The following is a 16,904-nucleotide window of genomic DNA, read 5'->3' on the forward strand; positions in this document are numbered from 1 at the left end:
GAGGTTTTATTTTGGAATTACTTAAAGTACAAGGGCAACTAGATTGGAAGAAACTTACGCGCAATGTGTTGATTCCCGTATTGGGTGGCTCACTCATTGGATACTTTGCAAACCGCAATACACAGGAGCAGTATGCAAAGTTGGAGAAACCTTCATTCTCTCCTCCTGGTGCCGCTTTTCCGATTGCTTGGACCGCACTCTATACGATGATGGGGGTAGCGAACTACCGCGTAGAAATGAAGCAACAAACGCAGCTGAAGGATGTTGCCGAGCCATTATATGATGTTCAATTGGGACTGAACTTCCTGTGGTCTTTCCTGTTCTTTAAATGGAATTTACGAGGCACAGCTTTGGTAGAGATGACGATTATGTTAGGTGCAATCGCCATGACGGCTTATGAATTCAATAAGATCGACCGTACAGCAGGCGCTTTGATGGTTCCTTATATTGGATGGGTCATGTTCGCATTGACGCTTAATTACTCTACTTGGAAATTAAATAAGTAAACAAAAACGTCCCCGCCACTAACGGCGAGGACATTTTTTATCGTTGATTATAGTGATTTTGATTGTAGTTCATACGTTCAGCAGTCTTATATGCATCGAACATTCCCCAAATCCATACAATTGGATACGTAATGAAACCGATACCTACAAACATAAGTAAACCGTTGATTCCTTGTAGGATAATAAGTAAAATCCCTTTTAGAATTTGTCCATTATAGATTTGACCAACGCCAGTCCAGAAAAAACTTAGCACGGCGGCAATACCTGGTTGCTTAAACATGTCATCTCCCCTTCCTGGCTATTACTTCTATCTTACATTATGCAGAAAGGGAATGACAAGGCGTTTGCTATCCATCTATTTTAGAAACGGTCTTTGTCCAACTGGTCACCTTGAATATCTACTTCGCCTTCTTTTTCGAAGTGTACTTCTTCACGTTTCACAGTTTCATGGATTGTTTCATTTTCTACAACTTCTCGCTTCTTAAGAATAATCTCTTCCGTGACAACTGGTTTCTTCGTTACTTCTACGCGTTCCTCAGTAATCGGAATACGGATCGTTTCATCATCTTCTCTAAATGCTGTCGCATCGTTAACGTATTGGCTTTCATGACCTATTTCACCATCTACAACAGGTCTGCGTTCAATCGTTACTTCGTCATGTGAAACACTGACATCTACTGATCTAGGTTCTTCTACTACTTCTTTTTCAACACGAATCTCTCCACGCTGTGTTTCATGCTTATCTACTTGAAGACGTTCTTCATGCAAACGTAAACTCTCTTCTTCTGTGTTCTCACCGGATAAAGCATGTTCATTCGTATGAATTGCAGGGTCTACTTCATGATTTTGATGATTAAGTGTTTGATCAGGAAGTGTCTGGCTTAATCTGAAAGCAGGATCTCCGCCGTTCAATTCTTGGTCTGTTACGCTTAAACCGTTCGCTCCAAGATTCACATCTGTACTTTTTCCATCTCTACCGTAGAAGTCTGTGTTGTCCATATAGTGACGGTTTGCTTCGCCGGAATCAACATAGAGCAACATGCCGCCCTGTTCAATTTCCTGATAATACTTCACTGTATCTTCTGTACCGAACTCTAGGCTATCTACCATACGACGTACATGATCTTCTCCGGATACGAATCCCATGAAACGATCCCACCATGAATCGTCGGCTGATTTAATTTCTGCATCTGTACGACTTCTCACCATAGTTAACTGATCTTCATTTTTCACAACTACATAAATATCATCTTCAGGCCATCCTTCTCTTTTCAGCTCGTCCACGCGGTTCATCAATTCTGTTTCATTAAAGTACATTCCAATATATCTATTCTTACCCATTTAAATCTCCTCCTAGTATTTTAGTTAGTTATTTGTAAAATTCGTTTCATCGTCGTGTTGATACTTTTACCCCGGTTGTCGAAATTAAAAACATTTCCGTGTTTTTTTTATGCGATGTATAAATAATTGCTAGTAAGGAATGCTTATAAAAAGGAGTGATTTCATGCTGGAATTAAATACGTCAATCGAAGGCAAACTAGCGTGCTTTGGGACTTTACGGGATAAAGTAGATCAGCACGGTTATCATTTTGGCGGTGGCTGGGATTATGACAAAGGTAGTTTTGATTCCATTCTTCATAGAGAAGGTGGCGAAACGATTTATTTACGTGTTCCGTTCGAAGCACATGACGGTGAATTGGATGATTTTAATACTTCGATCAAGTTCAAAAAACCATATGTGATCAAACATGTGGTCAACTTGGGACTAGAACACGATGATAGTTCTTTGATAAGTGGTTCATTCAATCAGTTCCAAACGCCATTAGATAAAGATGCAGAAATCCGTGATAAGAGTCGCTGGGAAACCGCTGGCGAACTTGCGATTGAAGAAATATTACAGTACTTGGAGTAAAAAATGAGGATCTTCTTGCCGATATTGGCTGAAGATCCTCATTTCTTATTTGATAGTATTTTGTGCTTTTTGATCCATTTCATCTGAACTTAGCACTTTTTTAGGGAATTTTTCGAAGAGCGGTTCGAGTTCACTCATTAACTCTTCTAGTTCCGCGCCTGTATAGAAAAGCGATTCAAAATACTTTGTTTGCCCTTCTGTTTCTGCGATTATTCGAAGTTGTTGCAGAGGTTCTCTGCCTGCTAGGTCCTCGTCTGACATGATGTCTTCTTCTCCAACATAGTCTGTTTGATTGATCCATGATGTTCCTGTTTGGCTAGCCCCGTCAGCAAATGACAGGAGTTCTTCTACGTCTGCCGTTTGTTTTTTCATAGAAACCCCTCACTTTACTCGTTTCCTTTAGTGTTCCCTGTTGATTATTCTTAAAACCCTCTTGCTTGAGACAGAATGTGTTGCGGTGGTTAGTTAGTGCAAAGATGTGCTCCTAACGCTTCGCTTTTACTCACAAATTCACTCACTATTCCTACGCACTCTAACTTGAACTAAACCATTTTTAAAAAAGCCCCTGCAATCGTGAGTTCACGACTACAAAGACAGTCTGTTTTTACATATCTTTATGCGTAAATGGGCACTTCCCTGTTAGCGGCACGCAATCGTCGCCGATGAAGGACTGTTTCCATTCATTATGCGTTGGATCTCCGAAGTGGCTAATGTCCGGATGCTTCGGAAGATCATCCCATTCCTCGACACGCTCACGAACCTTTTCACGCGAGTTGATCCCACCCTTTTCTGTGCCTGTTAGACCTTTAAAAATCTTACGTGGCTGAAAACCGATGACCATTGCATTGCCTAGATCACGCGTCTTCCTCTGTTTATAAGCAGGCGCATTGCCAAAAGCAAAAATCGGCTCGCCTTGGAAATGGAAGTCCCATAGGTAGTGATCAGGGTCACGTGGTGCTTCAGCTGGCCATTCTTTCGGATCTTCTATATGCACATACTGCAGAATATCCCAAAACTGCTGACGATATTCTTCTATTGAACCTTCTTCTTCAAAAGGCTCAACAAAGACAAATAATCCATGACGTTTATGCTTAGGATTTTCGAATAGCTTTAAAAATGCTGACAACGCTTGAGGTAAGTTTGACCAGTCCTTTTGAGAAACATATGCATAGCGTAACTCACCTTTATTTTCACCAGCCATTCCAAAATAGCATGGAAACGTTTTGTCCGTCACAATAGCATGGAACGTCTGATATTCTCTAAGTAACCATTCTGGTAAATCATTACGTTCTGTAAAGTCTTCCTTTTTCAATAACGGGTTTGATGTTTGAATCAATGTTTTATATTCCCCCTCTAACTAACTATGCTGTATATGCGTTACCCTCACCTTAACGGAATGAAACATATGGAGGAAATGGTTCTCACTTACTATTTACACTCCTCGAGAGCAACTTATACAAGATACGGAATACGATGGGGACCTAGAACACACTACGATTTTATACAAAGAGAACACCTCATCGATTTCATTCGACAAGGCGTTCTTTTATTGTATAGGTTTCGGATTTTCCTGTAATTCATCGATCGTTTGCATAACCAACGTGACTGCTTGGCTCAAAGCACTTCCTCCGCCAAGTGCGGCTGCTACTCCGACCGATTCCAGCACTTCTGAAACTGTACAACCTGCATCCATACAGGCTTTTGTATGGAAAATAATGCAGTATTCACTATGAGCGTACACACTAACTGCAAGTGCAATGAGCTGCTTATATTTTTGACTGATATCTCCTTCTTCAAAACTTACTTCCGTAAATGCATGGAATGATTTCATTAACTTCGGCAATTGTTCGCTCATTGCGCCCATACCGGTTTTGTAATCTGCCAGTACGGCATCTGTAAATGTATAGTCTTCCATATAGATCGCCTCCCGTTATAGCAACAGTATGTCCGATTCTTTGTTTGCTATGCAGCGATTAAGGAAATGTTATAAGCAATTACAAATCAAGGAGGTTCATCATGAAAATTGTCATTACAGGTGATACACATATTCCTGGTAGAGGAAAAGTTCTGCCTTCACGGTTACTTAAAGATTGTGCTACGGCTGATTTGATCGTACATACAGGTGATTGGAAATCCATCGAAGTTGTGCAGATGCTTTCTGAATTCGCAGAGGTAAAAGGAGTTTCAGGAAATGTAGATGAAGAGGATATTACACAACAGTTTCCATTGCAACAAGTGATTCAAGTAGGACACGTTAAAATCGGCTTGGTACATGGTCATGGAGATAAAAAGACTACAGAAAAACGTGCAATTGAAGCATTTGAAGGAGTGCCACTAGACGTTATTATCTTCGGGCACTCCCACATTCCGATGCTTCGTTACATCAATAAAACCTTGCTGCTAAATCCTGGTTCCCCGACAGATAAGCGGAAACTCCCACATTATTCATTCGCTATCTTACATATCGAGGAAGAGATTCGTGCAGAGTTAATTTTCTTTGATGATAAAACATAAACTACAAAGTGATTAGAACGTCCAGCCGCGTTTATATTGAACAGGTGATTCAATTTCGACACCAAGTTCTTTAGCCGCTGTATACGCCCAATACGGATCACGTAATAATTCGCGAGCAAGCAATACGATATCCGCACGATCATTTTGAAGTATTTCTTCTGCTTGCAGCGCCGATGTTATCAACCCTACTGCACCTGTTGCAATATTCGCTTGCTGACGAATTATATCCGCATGAGGCACTTGATACCCTGGGAACGGATGAATTGCTGCAGGTACTACACCGCCTGTGCTCACATCAACCAAATCGACACCTTGCTCTTTCATCCAGCGAGCCATTTCTGCATATTGTGAAGCATCCATGCCACCCTCTTGATAATCTTCGGCTGAGATTCTGACAAATAACGGACCTTCCCAAACGGATCGTATGGCATCAATCACTTGCCCGAGTAAACGGTAACGATTTTCTGCTGATCCACCATACTCATCTTCTCGATGATTACATAATGGTGTTAAGAATTCATTAAGTAAATAACCATGAGCACCGTGGATTTCAATGACATCAAAACCAGCTTCCTTGGAACGGATTGCGCCTTGTTTGAATGCTTCAATCGTTTCTTCAATATCCGCAATTGTCATCTCTGCCGGTGTCTTATATTCTTCATTGAACGCGATGGGACTTGGAGCATAAATCGTTCCTTCCACTGTCGCTTTTCTTCCCGCATGTGCCAGTTGGATACCCGTACGAGACCCGTGTTGCTTCATCAAACGCACGATTTCTGTTAATCCTTCGACGTGATCATCCGACCAGATTCCCAAATCTTCACTCGAAATTCTCCCTTGCGCTTGAACAGCTGTTGCTTCTATGATAATGAGACCGACTTGGCCGACTGCACGTGTTGCATAGTGAGTTTTATGCCAATCCTCCACTTTTCCATCTTGATTATGTGAAGAGTACATGCACATTGGTGCCATTGCAATCCGATTTTTAAATTCTACGTTACGTATAGTATAAGGGCTAAATAATTTTGTCATGAAAATTCCTCCTTGAATAGTAGCTAGTGAAAGTATAGCAAATCTATAGTGGTTTTTAAGGAATCAGGATTTCACTAAGATGATTCATCATTATTCTTGGTTACTAAAAAACTGAAGACAACTCCATTTTTAGAGTTGTCTTCAGTATGATGCGAAGCTTATTGTGATTTGTGTTTTATTATTTATTGACCATTTTCATAAATTCTCTCATTAATCCTGGAAGATCGGGCCAAGCATGTCCTGACACGAGGTTTCCTTCTGTATGAAGATCTTTTTCGATATACGTAGCGCCTGTTGCAGTAACATCAGGTTTACATGCAATATACGCCGTGTATTCTCTGCCCTTCATAAGGTCTGGAATAATGGATAATACTTGAGCCGCATGACAAACAGCCGCCACAGGCTTATCTTCTTCAAAGAAATGACGGACAATTGCTGGTAACGATTCATCAAGACGAATGTATTCTGGCGCGCGTCCACCTGGAATAATGAGTGCATCATAGTCTGCAGGATTGACATCTTTGAATGCAATATGCGAATCCAAGCCATAAGCAGGTTTTTCTACATACGTTTCCATTCCGTCGATGAAGTCATGCGTAACAGTATATAACTTTTTTACGGACGGTGAAGCAATAGTCGTGTCAAATCCTTCTTCCAAACAGCGATAATACGGATAGAAAATTTCCAGCGCTTCTACAGCATCTCCGCCTAGAATTAATACTTTTTTACTCATGTGCAGATCCTCTCCCTATTCTGAATTGTGTTACTCCTTTACTTCTTTCGACAGTTTACGAATGAATCCTCTTTCTTTTAATGAAATTGGCTTCATTACGTATAGTTATCTCGAATCGCAACATATTATGGCGAGGAGGGATTTCTATGGACAGAGATATACGTCACCTGTTTCACAAAGGAACCATCAACGAAGAAATGGGAATGGAGTTTGAAGACATTGCGGAAGCAGCTTCAAAAGCTCGGGAAAATTCGAGTGGTAAAGAATATCGTGACGCATTGAAAGAAGTTTATCGTGAAACAGAAGATAAAAGAAATAAGTAATGAAAAAACCAGACAGCTTATACTGTCTGGCTTTTCATATCTTATTGTATGTGATCCTTTTACTTCTGCGTATCATATATTGCTCAATAATTATGGCGAGAATCGTTCCTGTAATCAATCCGTTAGATAACGTAGAAGCTACAACGGCAGGAAGTTCAGACAAGCTTTCTGCGGGTACGAACATAGTACCCACACCCACCATCAACCCAAATGCTACAGCTTGACGCGCGCGTTCTTTTTCCGGATCGGCATCTAGTTCATTGAATGCCATCGATACCATCTTCGTAAAGATCGCGAAGGTTACAGCGTATGCAACGGGAGCAGGTAATGCCGCAAATATGGCCATGATGCTTGGAAACAGTGTAATCAACACCAATAACGAACTACCGATAATGAACGGTTTAATAGATGGCATTCGTGTTGTGCCAACGAACCCTGCAGATCCTGAGATGGGTACGGAACCAATAGCGGAAAAAGCGCCTGCGATTAGATGTATAAACCCTGAAGCAAATGCTCCTTGGCGCAAGCGATCTGGTGGATGGATATGAAAAGATTCCTTCAGTAAATGCTCCATGACTCGAATAGAAGCAAGCATATTCGCTACCAGTAATAAAGTAATGAATACTGCCGTAACGAGTACTCCACTATCCCAGACAGGTTTCCCATAAACAAACATTTTCGGCAGCTGGATCAGTTGATCGGACACCCGCGCTACCGCTGGTGTTTTCCCTAGTGCCAGGAAGATTCCCCAACCAAGTGCAATCGAAATCAATACAGCGTATTTAGATATCGACGGACGTTTATTAGCCATCGTAATGAATGTAATCAACAAGACAATAAAACTTCCAAGCAAAATGATGGGGTCGAGATGATCTCCTACTTCTTCTATGCCCATCATACCTTTAATGAATGTTCCACTTAGTTGTAAGATCAACAACATTAAATAAGTGAACGTAATGGCTGGTGTAAAAAGTGCTTTCATTTTTGTAATGATTCCAGTAGCCGCTAGGATAATGAATAGCACACCACTGTATAACATACCGCTTTGCAAGGCTTGCAAGACGTCTGTTGATGTTGTATAAAAGATGCCAATCATTCCAGCATAGACTACATAGATTCCCCACCATAATCCCGCAGGTCCTTCGTTGATGGGCATACGGTGTCCGAAGAATGCTTGAATCAGACAGGCGATACCGAGTACGAATATAGTTCGTTGCATGAACAGTGAGGTAGCGATTGGGTCCATGTCGAAGACGTGTGCGATGGCGATGGGTGCTGCGATGGATGAGGCGATGAGAAAGACGGTCCATTGTATACCGCCTGCTAGATGTTTCATTGGACAATTCCTCCGATAAGTGTTGCGTTGTTTAGAATCTTTATAGTATATCATGGGAAGTTGTTGTTTTTCGAACCTATGGATAATTTGTTTGAAAAGTAAGTAGGATACGATGTTAAGTTGTGTTTTTGCGAACCCTTTTCTCTTCCTTGTTTTTGCATAGGTAGTGGTTTGACTAGCAAAGTAAGTGGGGCGGTCATTGCCCCCACTTCGGCGGTGGTGGATGGCTTCCGCAATGAGCCAGTCAGGAAGAGCGCCTGGCTGTCTCATTACTACGCCTACCACTGTCAGCCGCCTACGTTAGATTGGGGGTAGGACAGTTCAAGTACTTGTTTTTCGAGTACATAGAGAAGGTGTTCGTACAAGTAAGTAGGATACGATGTTAGGTAGTGGTTTTGCGAACCGTTTTATCTTCCTTGCTTTGTGCAGAGGTAGTAGTTTGACTGGCAGTGTACGTGGGGCGGTCATTGGCCCCACTTCGGCGGTGGTGGATGGCTTCCGTAATGAGCCTACCACTGTCAGCCGCCTACGTTAAATTGTGTGTAAGTCAGATCAGATACTTGTTTTGCAAGAATAGGAACTAGTACTACCCGGTCACTGGTTTTATCTCCTATAAACCACAAACAAACTTGCTAACCACTTAGTAGCGCAGGCACAACTGCGGGGTCGGCCGTGGCCATGAGACAGCTAGCAAAGCTCCACCGCTAGTTGGCTCATGGCTGGAGGCAATCCCCCACGTGCCTGCGCGAGTCCAAACCATGACACTTACTACTTTCCATGCACAAGCCAATGTCGAGCAACGACCTAAACCAAACGTTACGTACTTTTAAACACCGAAGAATAATCCTACCCAGTCACTGGTTTTCATCCTTTATAAACCACAACTGAACTTGTCAACCACTCAGTAGCGCAGGCACAACTGCGGGGTCGGCCGTGGCCATGAGACAGCTAGCAGCCCCACCGCTAGTTGGCTCATGGCTGGAGGCAATCCCCCACGTGCCTGCGCGGGTCCAAAGCATGACCCTCACTACTTTCAATGACCAAGCCAAACTCGAGCAACGACCACAACACAAAAAAGAACTATCACAAGAAGCAGTAACATCACCGCTCTTTGGATAGTCATTTTGAAATTCCGATTACTTTCCTTTCGGCTGCAGCGTAAGCACACGACCGTCCGGTATGTCTTCGCTCATCAACGTTTCATGATAGTTCCCAAGCGCCCAGTCCTCCGCCTGGTCGTGGAACCATTTGGACTTCAAGTGTCCACTTTGCCCTGGCCCGACGACGTGGTATGTTTTTGTTAAATCGTCTAAGTCTGCAACGAAACGCCAAGATGCGCCGTGATTGACGGAGCCATCGTCTTTAAACGCGGCCGCTTGTACGGTGATATTAGATCCACCGATTGGTTGTTTTTCGGGATTTAACAATTTTGCAAATAGAGGTGAAGCACTCGCCAATGGATGGGGGAATGTTAGTTTGTGATAATCTCCCCATGCCCATTTTTTCTGTTTGTCGCCGAAGTCATTGGCAATGTTTTTCATTGCCTTGCTGAATGCATCGTATACCCATTGATCAATACCTTGTTTTTCTTCAAGCCAGACGCTTTCTTCTCCGTTATAACCTTTGCGTAGAAGTTCATCTGTAATCTGATTTTTGCCCGGCATGAGTTCATAGACATCTGACGGCATTTCATCGCGGAACATATCGATTTGTAGTTGCTTCATCCACTTATGGAAAATCAGTGGGGCGCTGCTGTCTTTCGAATCAATTTGATCCCAGTTTTGCAACATTTCCAACGTGTCTTTATAGTCGCCTGACTGGTCTTTATTCTTTACTGATCCAATCATGGAATCAAGAAATTCTGCTGCATAGAGATTTTTTTGATCCATTTGGAGTTTCATCATATCGTCTGTAGTGAAGTTATCTCCTTCACGTAACACTTCCGCTATCCGTTCGAAACGGTATGGTTGTGCCCAAAACTTCGTAATGTGGTATGGATAACTTTCATTCACCACTTCATTGTTGGCTGTTGCGATAAAGCCTTCATCTGGATTCACAACACGTGGCAGTTCATCGTATGGTATATACCCTTCCCACCCATAGTCTGATGAATCTCCAGGCACTGCCAATTGTGCGTCTCCTTGTTTTCGAATCGGTATCCGACCGTTCGCTTTATACGCGATTGTGCCGTCCGTTGAAGCAAAGACAAAATTCTGTGCAGGAGCATGGAATTTTTCCAATGCTTTCTCGAAACTCTGCCAATCCGATGATTTATTCATCTCCATGATCGCTTCGAGTTCAAGCGTTGGTTCCAGTGCTGTCCACTGCATCGAAAATAATGCATCTGGATCTTCTTCTTTGTACATGACATCTGAAATGATTGGACCATGTTTCGTGACGATTACTTCATATGGAATATCTTTACCATCTTTAACTTTGATCGTCTCATCACGCACTTCTGCCTGTTCCCATTTTCCGTCGTAGCGGAACTGACCTTTTTCAGTTGGATGCGGAACTTCAATATACAGATCTTGCACATCCGGTCCGACGTTAGTAACTCCCCAGGCAATGTCTTCATTATTGCCTAAAATGATTCCTGGAATCCCAGCAAAGATTACTCCTTCCACATTTTGCTCAGGCGATTGCAGATGCATTTGATACCAAATAGATGGAGTGCTCAGTCCTAAATGCGGATCATCGGCTAGTAGTGGTTTACCCGAAGCTGTCTTTTCTCCAGATACTACCCAGTTATTACTGCCATTGAATTCAGGTGGCGATAGCTCTGGTAGAAAACGTCCCGCCACTTCCACGTTATATTCTTTATTTGCTGTCATGATAGATTCTGCGTTTTCCGGATACGTAAGGAATAAATCCTTCACTTTCTCTTCTGGGAATGCATTAATTGCCCAGTGGCGGAATGCTTGCGGTTGCCACCTCCCGCCGAGATCATACGCCATATACTTCCCAATTGTTAATGAATCGACAGGAGTCCACTCTTCAGGTTCATATCCAAGAAGTGCAAATTCATAGGATAATTTCTTTTCAGCCTTAGACTCCTCAATGAATGCGTTGACTCCTTCTGCATACCAACCGAGTACCTCTTTTGCGTGATCGCCATAGCCTTGATATGAAGCTTCCGCGGCATTTCTCAAACTGAATGTGCGGAAAAGCTTATCCGTATCGACCGCCTTGTCGCCGATGACTTCCGCTAGGCGACCACTTGCCTGCCTGCGTGCTAAATCCATTTGGAATAGACGATCTTGCGCTTGGACATAACCTTGTGTGCGATATAGGTCTTCATCCGAAGCGGCATTGATATGCGGTACCCCATTCTTATCTCGTGTAACAACTACTTCTTGTTCAATGAATGTGACTTCATGCTCTCCCGCTTCAAGTGGTTTTGATTTAAGAATGTAAGCGTTTGCAAATATAGCGATTAGTACTGCTACGATTGACAGTATACTAAGCGCCCAAAGCGTTATTTTTTTACCTCTTCCCATGCCATTACCCCCCTCTGTATAGCTTAGTATACTATTAATATATTGAAATTACTTTAGTTATTATTGCTTAGAGGGAAGGATTAAAAGCAGTTTTGAGATTTGATTGGATAGAATCGAACAATTCGCTTCTAAAACCGCGCAAAAAAGAATGCCCTTTAATGAAGTAGCTTCATTTTAAGGACATTCTTTTTTGTTTTTCATTATCGGGATTCGAAGATTTTTTGGATGACGTGATTGTTATTTGCTTTACCGAAGTTTTTATGAATACAGCTTTGTGGCTTTTCACTCAAAATAGACGCGAAGCTTTTGGCCAATTCCGCTTCCCCTGCCACATGCACTTCTTTCCAGCCGCGCTTCTTTTTCATATTCCCTACCACAGAGCCCATATCCTTATAAAAACGATCTAAGTTCTCTTTCAATCGATGGTCAAAACCGTCTGTATGTCCTCCTACTCCCCGCTGTATGGAAGACTTAACCCCTTTTTGTTCTTTCCAGACATCAAGACCCGAATCGAATTCATAGACCTTTTCATCATGGACTCTCCCCATTGCCGTATCTAAAATCCGAACATCGCTGTAACTTGGGAGTATAATTCCCGCTTCTGGATATGCTTTTAACATATACTCCAATTCATCAGTCATTGCTCGTTCTTCCCAGTGAAAGCTTGTTTTCACCGCTACTTGGACATAATGTACTGACCAAATTTCAGGATTTGCAGCAGCGAAAATGATTGCCCCTTTTGCCAAATCATTTTGTTTATCTTCAATTTCCTTCATGACTTTATCTTTCAATGAACGAAATGAAGATAATTCCTTTTCATTTCCTGACGCCACGAGGTATTCATCAAGCCTCTTTAATCCGGACTTCAAATGAATTCTCCATGCAGCTTGCTGTTGTTCAGGATCTGCAGGATTCGTGTTCAAGTATACTGATAGCACACAACGGTCATCACAGCGAAACGCCTTCAACTTTTTTAACTCTTCGCTAATGTTCATCCATTCATCCTCCTTATTCCCTCAGCCATAGCATGCCCGACAAAGTGAATATTACAAGGGGAGAAGCATTGTGAATTTTTTCAAAAAAAAAGCAGTGCGCTTTCGAATGAAAGAAACACCGCTTTTACACTTAGTTAGTTATGCTTTTGGCTTGTCTTTTGGATAGTACGAGAGCCACAACAATAATGATTGCGATAGACAAGAATATCGTATATACACTGCCTGTTATGCCCGCTACTATAAATCCGATGAATGCAGCAACTGCATTTAATAATGCATAAGGAAATTGCGTTTTTACGTGATCAATATGATCCGCGCCAGCACCTGTGGAGGATAAAATGGTCGTATCGGAAATCGGTGAACAATGATCTCCAAAAATCCCACCTGACAACACAGCTCCAATACAAACAAGCATATGCGCATCCAGTGCTACTGCCATTGGGATAGCAATCGGAAGCATAATAGCGAACGTTCCCCAAGACGTACCAGATGCTATCGCCATGATTGCACCTACAACAAATAATATGGCCGGTATGATGAATGCTGGAACGTTTCCTTGCATCACTTCTACGATATAATTCGCAGTTCCCATTTCACCGATGACTTGACCAAGCGCCCACGCTAACACAAGTGTTGTCGCTACATACACCATTTTCTGCATGCCCATCGTGTAAATATCAACAGTTTCACCAAACTTCTTAATTTTGAAAATCAGCATCAGTACTACAATGGTGATTGCTGCAAATAAGTAGGCCGTGCTAAGTGATACTCGGAAATCTCCCCCTGGAACCGGCTCAAAAGGAAATCCGAAAGAAACAAGTAAACCAAATAATGTTACAAACAATACAAGCAATGGTAACCATACTAAGATGGCACGGCTTTCAGTTGTATATTCATCTGTAATTTCGGGTTTACGTAACGGCTTAGATTCTGGCCAGTATAGCTGACCTGTCTCACGTACACGACGCTCAGCTTTCCCCATTGGCCCAAAATCTAGTTTCGTCAACGCAATGACTGGAACTAAAAGAACGGCTAATATAGCATAAAATTGAAACGGAATTACTGCAACTAGCGTACTGAACTCAGAATCTGCAATATTTAAATTATCAAATTCCGCACGGATTAATCCCATAATATACACGCCCCACCCAATGAACGGAATTAATACCGCAACTGGTGAAGAAGTAGAATCGATAATCCATGCAAGTTTTTCACGAGATATCTTTGCTTTATCAAAGATCTTTTCAAAAACCGGCCCAACAATTAATGGAGTTCCTAAGTCCGAAAAGAAAATAATTATTCCACCGAACCAAGCGCCAAGTTGTGCTCTAGCCCTAGTAGTAAAAAACTTTGCCGAAGAAGTTGCAAGTGCTGCACCGCCACCTGACTTTTCCATCAGGGCGACAAATCCGCCGATAAAGAACAGAAGAACTAGTACGGCTGCATTATAACCGTCTGTAAGTTGCGGGAATAAGTAATCTCCTATTGTAGATGTAGTAGCAGTTAGCGGATTACCCCCAACTAGAAGAAGCACACCAATAAAGACCCCTGAGAATAAAGCAATGATGACGTTCTTCGAGATGATCGCTAAGATGACCGCGACTAGTGGCGGTAAAAGCGAGAGTATTCCCATATGATCCATAGTTATTTACTCCTTCGTTTATGTAATTACTTGCATATACATGCAGTTTGCAGACTACTTTAGTATAAATAGTTACGCGAAGGATAGCAATGAATTATCAAAATTGACCAATTTTTAAAAAACGTGCCGTCAATTCAGCAACTTCTTTCTGATGATGGATTTCTTTATGACCATAAGGCAACGTAATGAAATCAGATAACCCTGGATAATGTACTGAATTCAGCTCTATTCTTCCGTCATTTTCACCTGACAGTAATTTTCCGAGCCATAAATGATTTCGGTTTCCTGCGATTGCACCAATCGAAACAGGACTGATATCTGGTAGGTTCATCTGCTCAATATACACTGCATTTAGGGACTGCAGCGTCTTATAGTATTCGGTATAGCCATTGATTTTACTCGCAACGTGTGCAAGCTGACTTCCTCGGTTCGGCGTAGCAATTTGTACACAGCGACCAATTGAATCAATCCAATCGGTTTCCTGCAATACTTTTCGAATTAGTAAACCACCCGTACTATGTCCAACCAGATGAATAGGCGATTCTCTCTGTAAAGCCATATCGAATAAAGTTTTTTCCACAAGAAAAAAAGAATGATCGAATTCATGACGGGTTAACGGTAAATCGAGTGACCGACAATGAAAGCCATAGTGTTCCAAATGGCTGGACAACGTCTGCATGTCCCGGGAAGTTTTATTAAAACCATGAAGTAAAAGAACTTGTTCTTCCATGCGATCACCCCTTACTGATTAATTTCTCGCTTCAATCTTTTTTATAAGCTCCATCGTTTGTCGATTCAACTTCTCTACATCTACTTTGTCCTTTTGAACATCATTTATTTGATATTGTTGCTTTAGCAGTAATATCCTTTCAACACTTTCATTGATTCGTTTTTCCGTTAGTGTTCCTTCATCAATTGCTCTTTGTAATGCGGTTAGTATTTCGTTTACTGGCGTATAGTTATGCCCAACAAGCAATATGTCTCCTCCGGCTTGAATGGATCGAACTGCTGCTTCTCCAATCGCATAGTTCTTACCAACGGCCCCCATGACCAAATCATCGGTAATGACTACACCATCAAACTGTAATTCATCACGCAATAAGTCTTGAATGATCTTTTGGGAAAATGAAGCAGGTATTTTTGGATCATAGGCTTCTACAATTAAATGGCCGACCATTACTGCTTTTACTCCACCATCAATAGCTCGCTTAAAAGGAGGCAATTCTACTTTCTGCAGTCGCTCCTTATTATGTTTGATCACTGGCAAATCAATATGTGAGTCTACACTCGTATCACCGTGTCCCGGAAAATGCTTCACGACAGGAATGACATGTTGCGACATCATTCCATTCGCTTGCTGAATTCCTGCCTTACTCACTAACTGCACATCAGCACCATACGAGCGATCACCAATCACTGGATTATTCGGATTGCTGTCAACATCAAGTACAGGTGCAAAATCCATATTCAAGCCAAACGCACTCATTTTACGTCCGATTAACTCACCGACATCATAAGCATATTTCCCATTTTCAACATGTCCGATTTTGCGATTGGAAGGTGTTTTCACAAGCGCCTTCGGTAATCGGGTAACCCGTCCACCTTCCTCATCTGCACTAATGAACAATGGCGTATCGGCGTTTGTATTGGCTTGTTTCAAATCATTGATCAAATCTAACGACTGTGACACCGATTCGAAATTCCGTTTAAATAAAATAATGCCACCCACATGTTTATCCTGAATCAATGTCTTGGCTACCGAATCCAGCTGTGGTCCTTGCACGCCTATCAATAGTAACTGACCAAGTTTTTCATCTAGCATCATCTTCTGCAATACATTCTGAACTTCCACACTTGGCTTATGAACAACAGCAACTTCTTCGATTATTCCACTCTTCTCTGAAGTGGAAAATATAATGGTTAACTGATATTCGTCATTCAGTTCATACACAAAAGCCGGTTTACCTTCTTCAACCACTAGTTCATCTGCTGTTCCCAACACTTCCTCGGTTTGAGAAAGTGTTATGTCATCAACTGTTGAATCCAATGAACGTAATGTATATACCTGATTATTCTCAGTCAAACGAAGTTTCAGCTGTTGTTTTTCATACATCGCATATATCCCATTACTATCGCGTTCAATTTTATCCGCTTCGCCCAACTGCTCTTGAACGGTTCTAAAGGGTGTTTCCCCTACTTCCCACTGTTGATTCGGAAGCTGTCCTTTTTCAGCAGCGTCGCGGATGGCAATCAGCGCCTGCTTGTTCTGTTCTTTTTGTTTATTTTCTTGCTTAAGTTCTTCATTCTTAACGCTTTCTTCATTGGAACATCCTGTTATGACGATAAAGAGTGCACTGATAACGAGTAACTTTAAAAATCTACATAGTTTCCGCATAGTTCACCTCTTCTTT

18 protein-coding genes are annotated in these 16,904 nt (G+C 41.9%); 4 read left to right on the forward strand and 14 right to left on the reverse strand.

Annotation, left to right across the window (positions count from 1 at the left end):
* Positions 1–11: 11 nt before the first annotated feature.
* Entirely contained in the window at positions 12–506 is a 495-nt protein-coding gene (locus SporoP32a_RS06260; protein ID WP_085427115.1) for a TspO/MBR family protein, read from the forward strand.
* Positions 507–543: 37 nt separating this feature from the next.
* On the opposite strand, the gene SporoP32a_RS06265 is transcribed toward SporoP32a_RS06260, so the two are convergent.
* Together SporoP32a_RS06265 and SporoP32a_RS06270 are read right to left on the reverse strand one after the other, a co-directional pair.
* The gene (locus SporoP32a_RS06265; protein ID WP_085427116.1) at positions 544–786 is read right to left on the reverse strand and encodes a hypothetical protein; all 243 of its coding nucleotides are present in this window, start codon (positions 784–786) and stop codon (positions 544–546) included.
* A gap of 80 nt (positions 787–866) precedes the next feature.
* Positions 867–1,847 carry a YsnF/AvaK domain-containing protein gene (locus SporoP32a_RS06270; RefSeq protein WP_085427117.1) on the reverse strand — a complete coding sequence of 327 codons (981 nt, stop codon included), beginning with the start codon at positions 1,845–1,847 and terminating at the stop codon, positions 867–869.
* A 163-nt stretch (positions 1,848–2,010) separates the two neighbouring features.
* Here SporoP32a_RS06270 and SporoP32a_RS06275 point away from each other — a divergent pair, with 163 nt between their 5' ends.
* Positions 2,011–2,418 (forward strand): YugN family protein, encoded by a 408-nt coding sequence (locus SporoP32a_RS06275; RefSeq protein ID WP_085427118.1) that lies wholly within the window; start codon positions 2,011–2,013, stop codon positions 2,416–2,418.
* A 45-nt stretch (positions 2,419–2,463) separates the two neighbouring features.
* On the opposite strand, the gene SporoP32a_RS06280 is transcribed toward SporoP32a_RS06275, so the two are convergent.
* The 3 genes from SporoP32a_RS06280 to SporoP32a_RS06290 all read right to left on the reverse strand — a co-directional run bounded on the left by SporoP32a_RS06280 (position 2,464) and on the right by SporoP32a_RS06290 (position 4,333).
* Complete coding sequence (locus SporoP32a_RS06280; protein WP_085427119.1) at positions 2,464–2,790, reverse strand: hypothetical protein; 327 nt, start codon at positions 2,788–2,790, stop codon at positions 2,464–2,466.
* A gap of 232 nt (positions 2,791–3,022) precedes the next feature.
* Positions 3,023–3,754 (reverse strand): YqcI/YcgG family protein, encoded by a 732-nt coding sequence (locus tag SporoP32a_RS06285; RefSeq protein ID WP_085427120.1) that lies wholly within the window; start codon positions 3,752–3,754, stop codon positions 3,023–3,025.
* A 210-nt stretch (positions 3,755–3,964) separates the two neighbouring features.
* Positions 3,965–4,333, reverse strand: coding sequence for a carboxymuconolactone decarboxylase family protein (locus tag SporoP32a_RS06290; protein WP_085427121.1), 369 nt, complete (start codon positions 4,331–4,333; stop codon positions 3,965–3,967).
* A gap of 101 nt (positions 4,334–4,434) precedes the next feature.
* Between SporoP32a_RS06290 and SporoP32a_RS06295 the strand changes: the two genes are divergently transcribed.
* On the forward strand, positions 4,435–4,932 hold the full coding sequence (locus SporoP32a_RS06295) for a metallophosphoesterase family protein (RefSeq protein ID WP_085427122.1): 498 nt from the start codon (positions 4,435–4,437) through the stop codon (positions 4,930–4,932).
* 12 nt (positions 4,933–4,944) lie between these two features.
* Here the strand turns inward: SporoP32a_RS06295 and namA are convergent, their stop codons facing one another.
* Both namA and SporoP32a_RS06305 read right to left on the reverse strand, forming a co-directional pair.
* Positions 4,945–5,964 (reverse strand): NADPH dehydrogenase NamA, encoded by a 1,020-nt coding sequence (gene namA / locus SporoP32a_RS06300; RefSeq protein ID WP_085427123.1) that lies wholly within the window; start codon positions 5,962–5,964, stop codon positions 4,945–4,947.
* A gap of 178 nt (positions 5,965–6,142) precedes the next feature.
* Entirely contained in the window at positions 6,143–6,697 is a 555-nt protein-coding gene (locus SporoP32a_RS06305) for a DJ-1/PfpI family protein (RefSeq protein WP_085427124.1), read from the reverse strand.
* A gap of 146 nt (positions 6,698–6,843) precedes the next feature.
* Between SporoP32a_RS06305 and SporoP32a_RS16735 the strand changes: the two genes are divergently transcribed.
* A complete protein-coding gene (locus SporoP32a_RS16735; RefSeq protein ID WP_157129935.1) occupies positions 6,844–7,020 on the forward strand; it encodes a hypothetical protein in 177 nt (58 codons plus the stop codon).
* A 34-nt stretch (positions 7,021–7,054) separates the two neighbouring features.
* Here SporoP32a_RS16735 and SporoP32a_RS06310 read toward each other — a convergent pair whose 3' ends face one another.
* The 7 genes from SporoP32a_RS06310 to nagZ all read right to left on the reverse strand — a co-directional run bounded on the left by SporoP32a_RS06310 (position 7,055) and on the right by nagZ (position 16,888).
* A complete protein-coding gene (locus SporoP32a_RS06310) occupies positions 7,055–8,641 on the reverse strand; it encodes a purine/pyrimidine permease (RefSeq protein WP_232319602.1) in 1,587 nt (528 codons plus the stop codon).
* Between the two features lie 608 nt (positions 8,642–9,249).
* Positions 9,250–9,405, reverse strand: a complete 156-nt coding sequence (locus tag SporoP32a_RS16740) for a hypothetical protein (protein ID WP_157129936.1) — start codon at positions 9,403–9,405, stop codon at positions 9,250–9,252.
* Positions 9,406–9,492: 87 nt separating this feature from the next.
* Positions 9,493–11,856 carry a penicillin acylase family protein gene (locus tag SporoP32a_RS06320; protein WP_085427127.1) on the reverse strand — a complete coding sequence of 788 codons (2,364 nt, stop codon included), beginning with the start codon at positions 11,854–11,856 and terminating at the stop codon, positions 9,493–9,495.
* A 200-nt stretch (positions 11,857–12,056) separates the two neighbouring features.
* Positions 12,057–12,851: a VLRF1 family aeRF1-type release factor gene (locus SporoP32a_RS06325; protein WP_085427128.1), complete on the reverse strand. Its 795-nt coding sequence runs from the start codon at positions 12,849–12,851 to the stop codon at positions 12,057–12,059.
* 130 nt (positions 12,852–12,981) lie between these two features.
* Complete coding sequence (locus SporoP32a_RS06330) at positions 12,982–14,493, reverse strand: Na+/H+ antiporter NhaC family protein (protein ID WP_085427129.1); 1,512 nt, start codon at positions 14,491–14,493, stop codon at positions 12,982–12,984.
* 97 nt (positions 14,494–14,590) lie between these two features.
* Positions 14,591–15,223 (reverse strand): esterase/lipase family protein, encoded by a 633-nt coding sequence (locus SporoP32a_RS06335; protein WP_085427130.1) that lies wholly within the window; start codon positions 15,221–15,223, stop codon positions 14,591–14,593.
* 18 nt (positions 15,224–15,241) lie between these two features.
* Positions 15,242–16,888, reverse strand: coding sequence for a beta-N-acetylhexosaminidase (gene nagZ / locus SporoP32a_RS06340; protein ID WP_085427131.1), 1,647 nt, complete (start codon positions 16,886–16,888; stop codon positions 15,242–15,244).
* Positions 16,889–16,904 lie beyond the last annotated feature (16 nt).

The organism is Sporosarcina ureae (assembly GCF_002109325.1).
GTDB lineage: Bacteria > Bacillota > Bacilli > Bacillales_A > Planococcaceae > Sporosarcina > Sporosarcina ureae_C.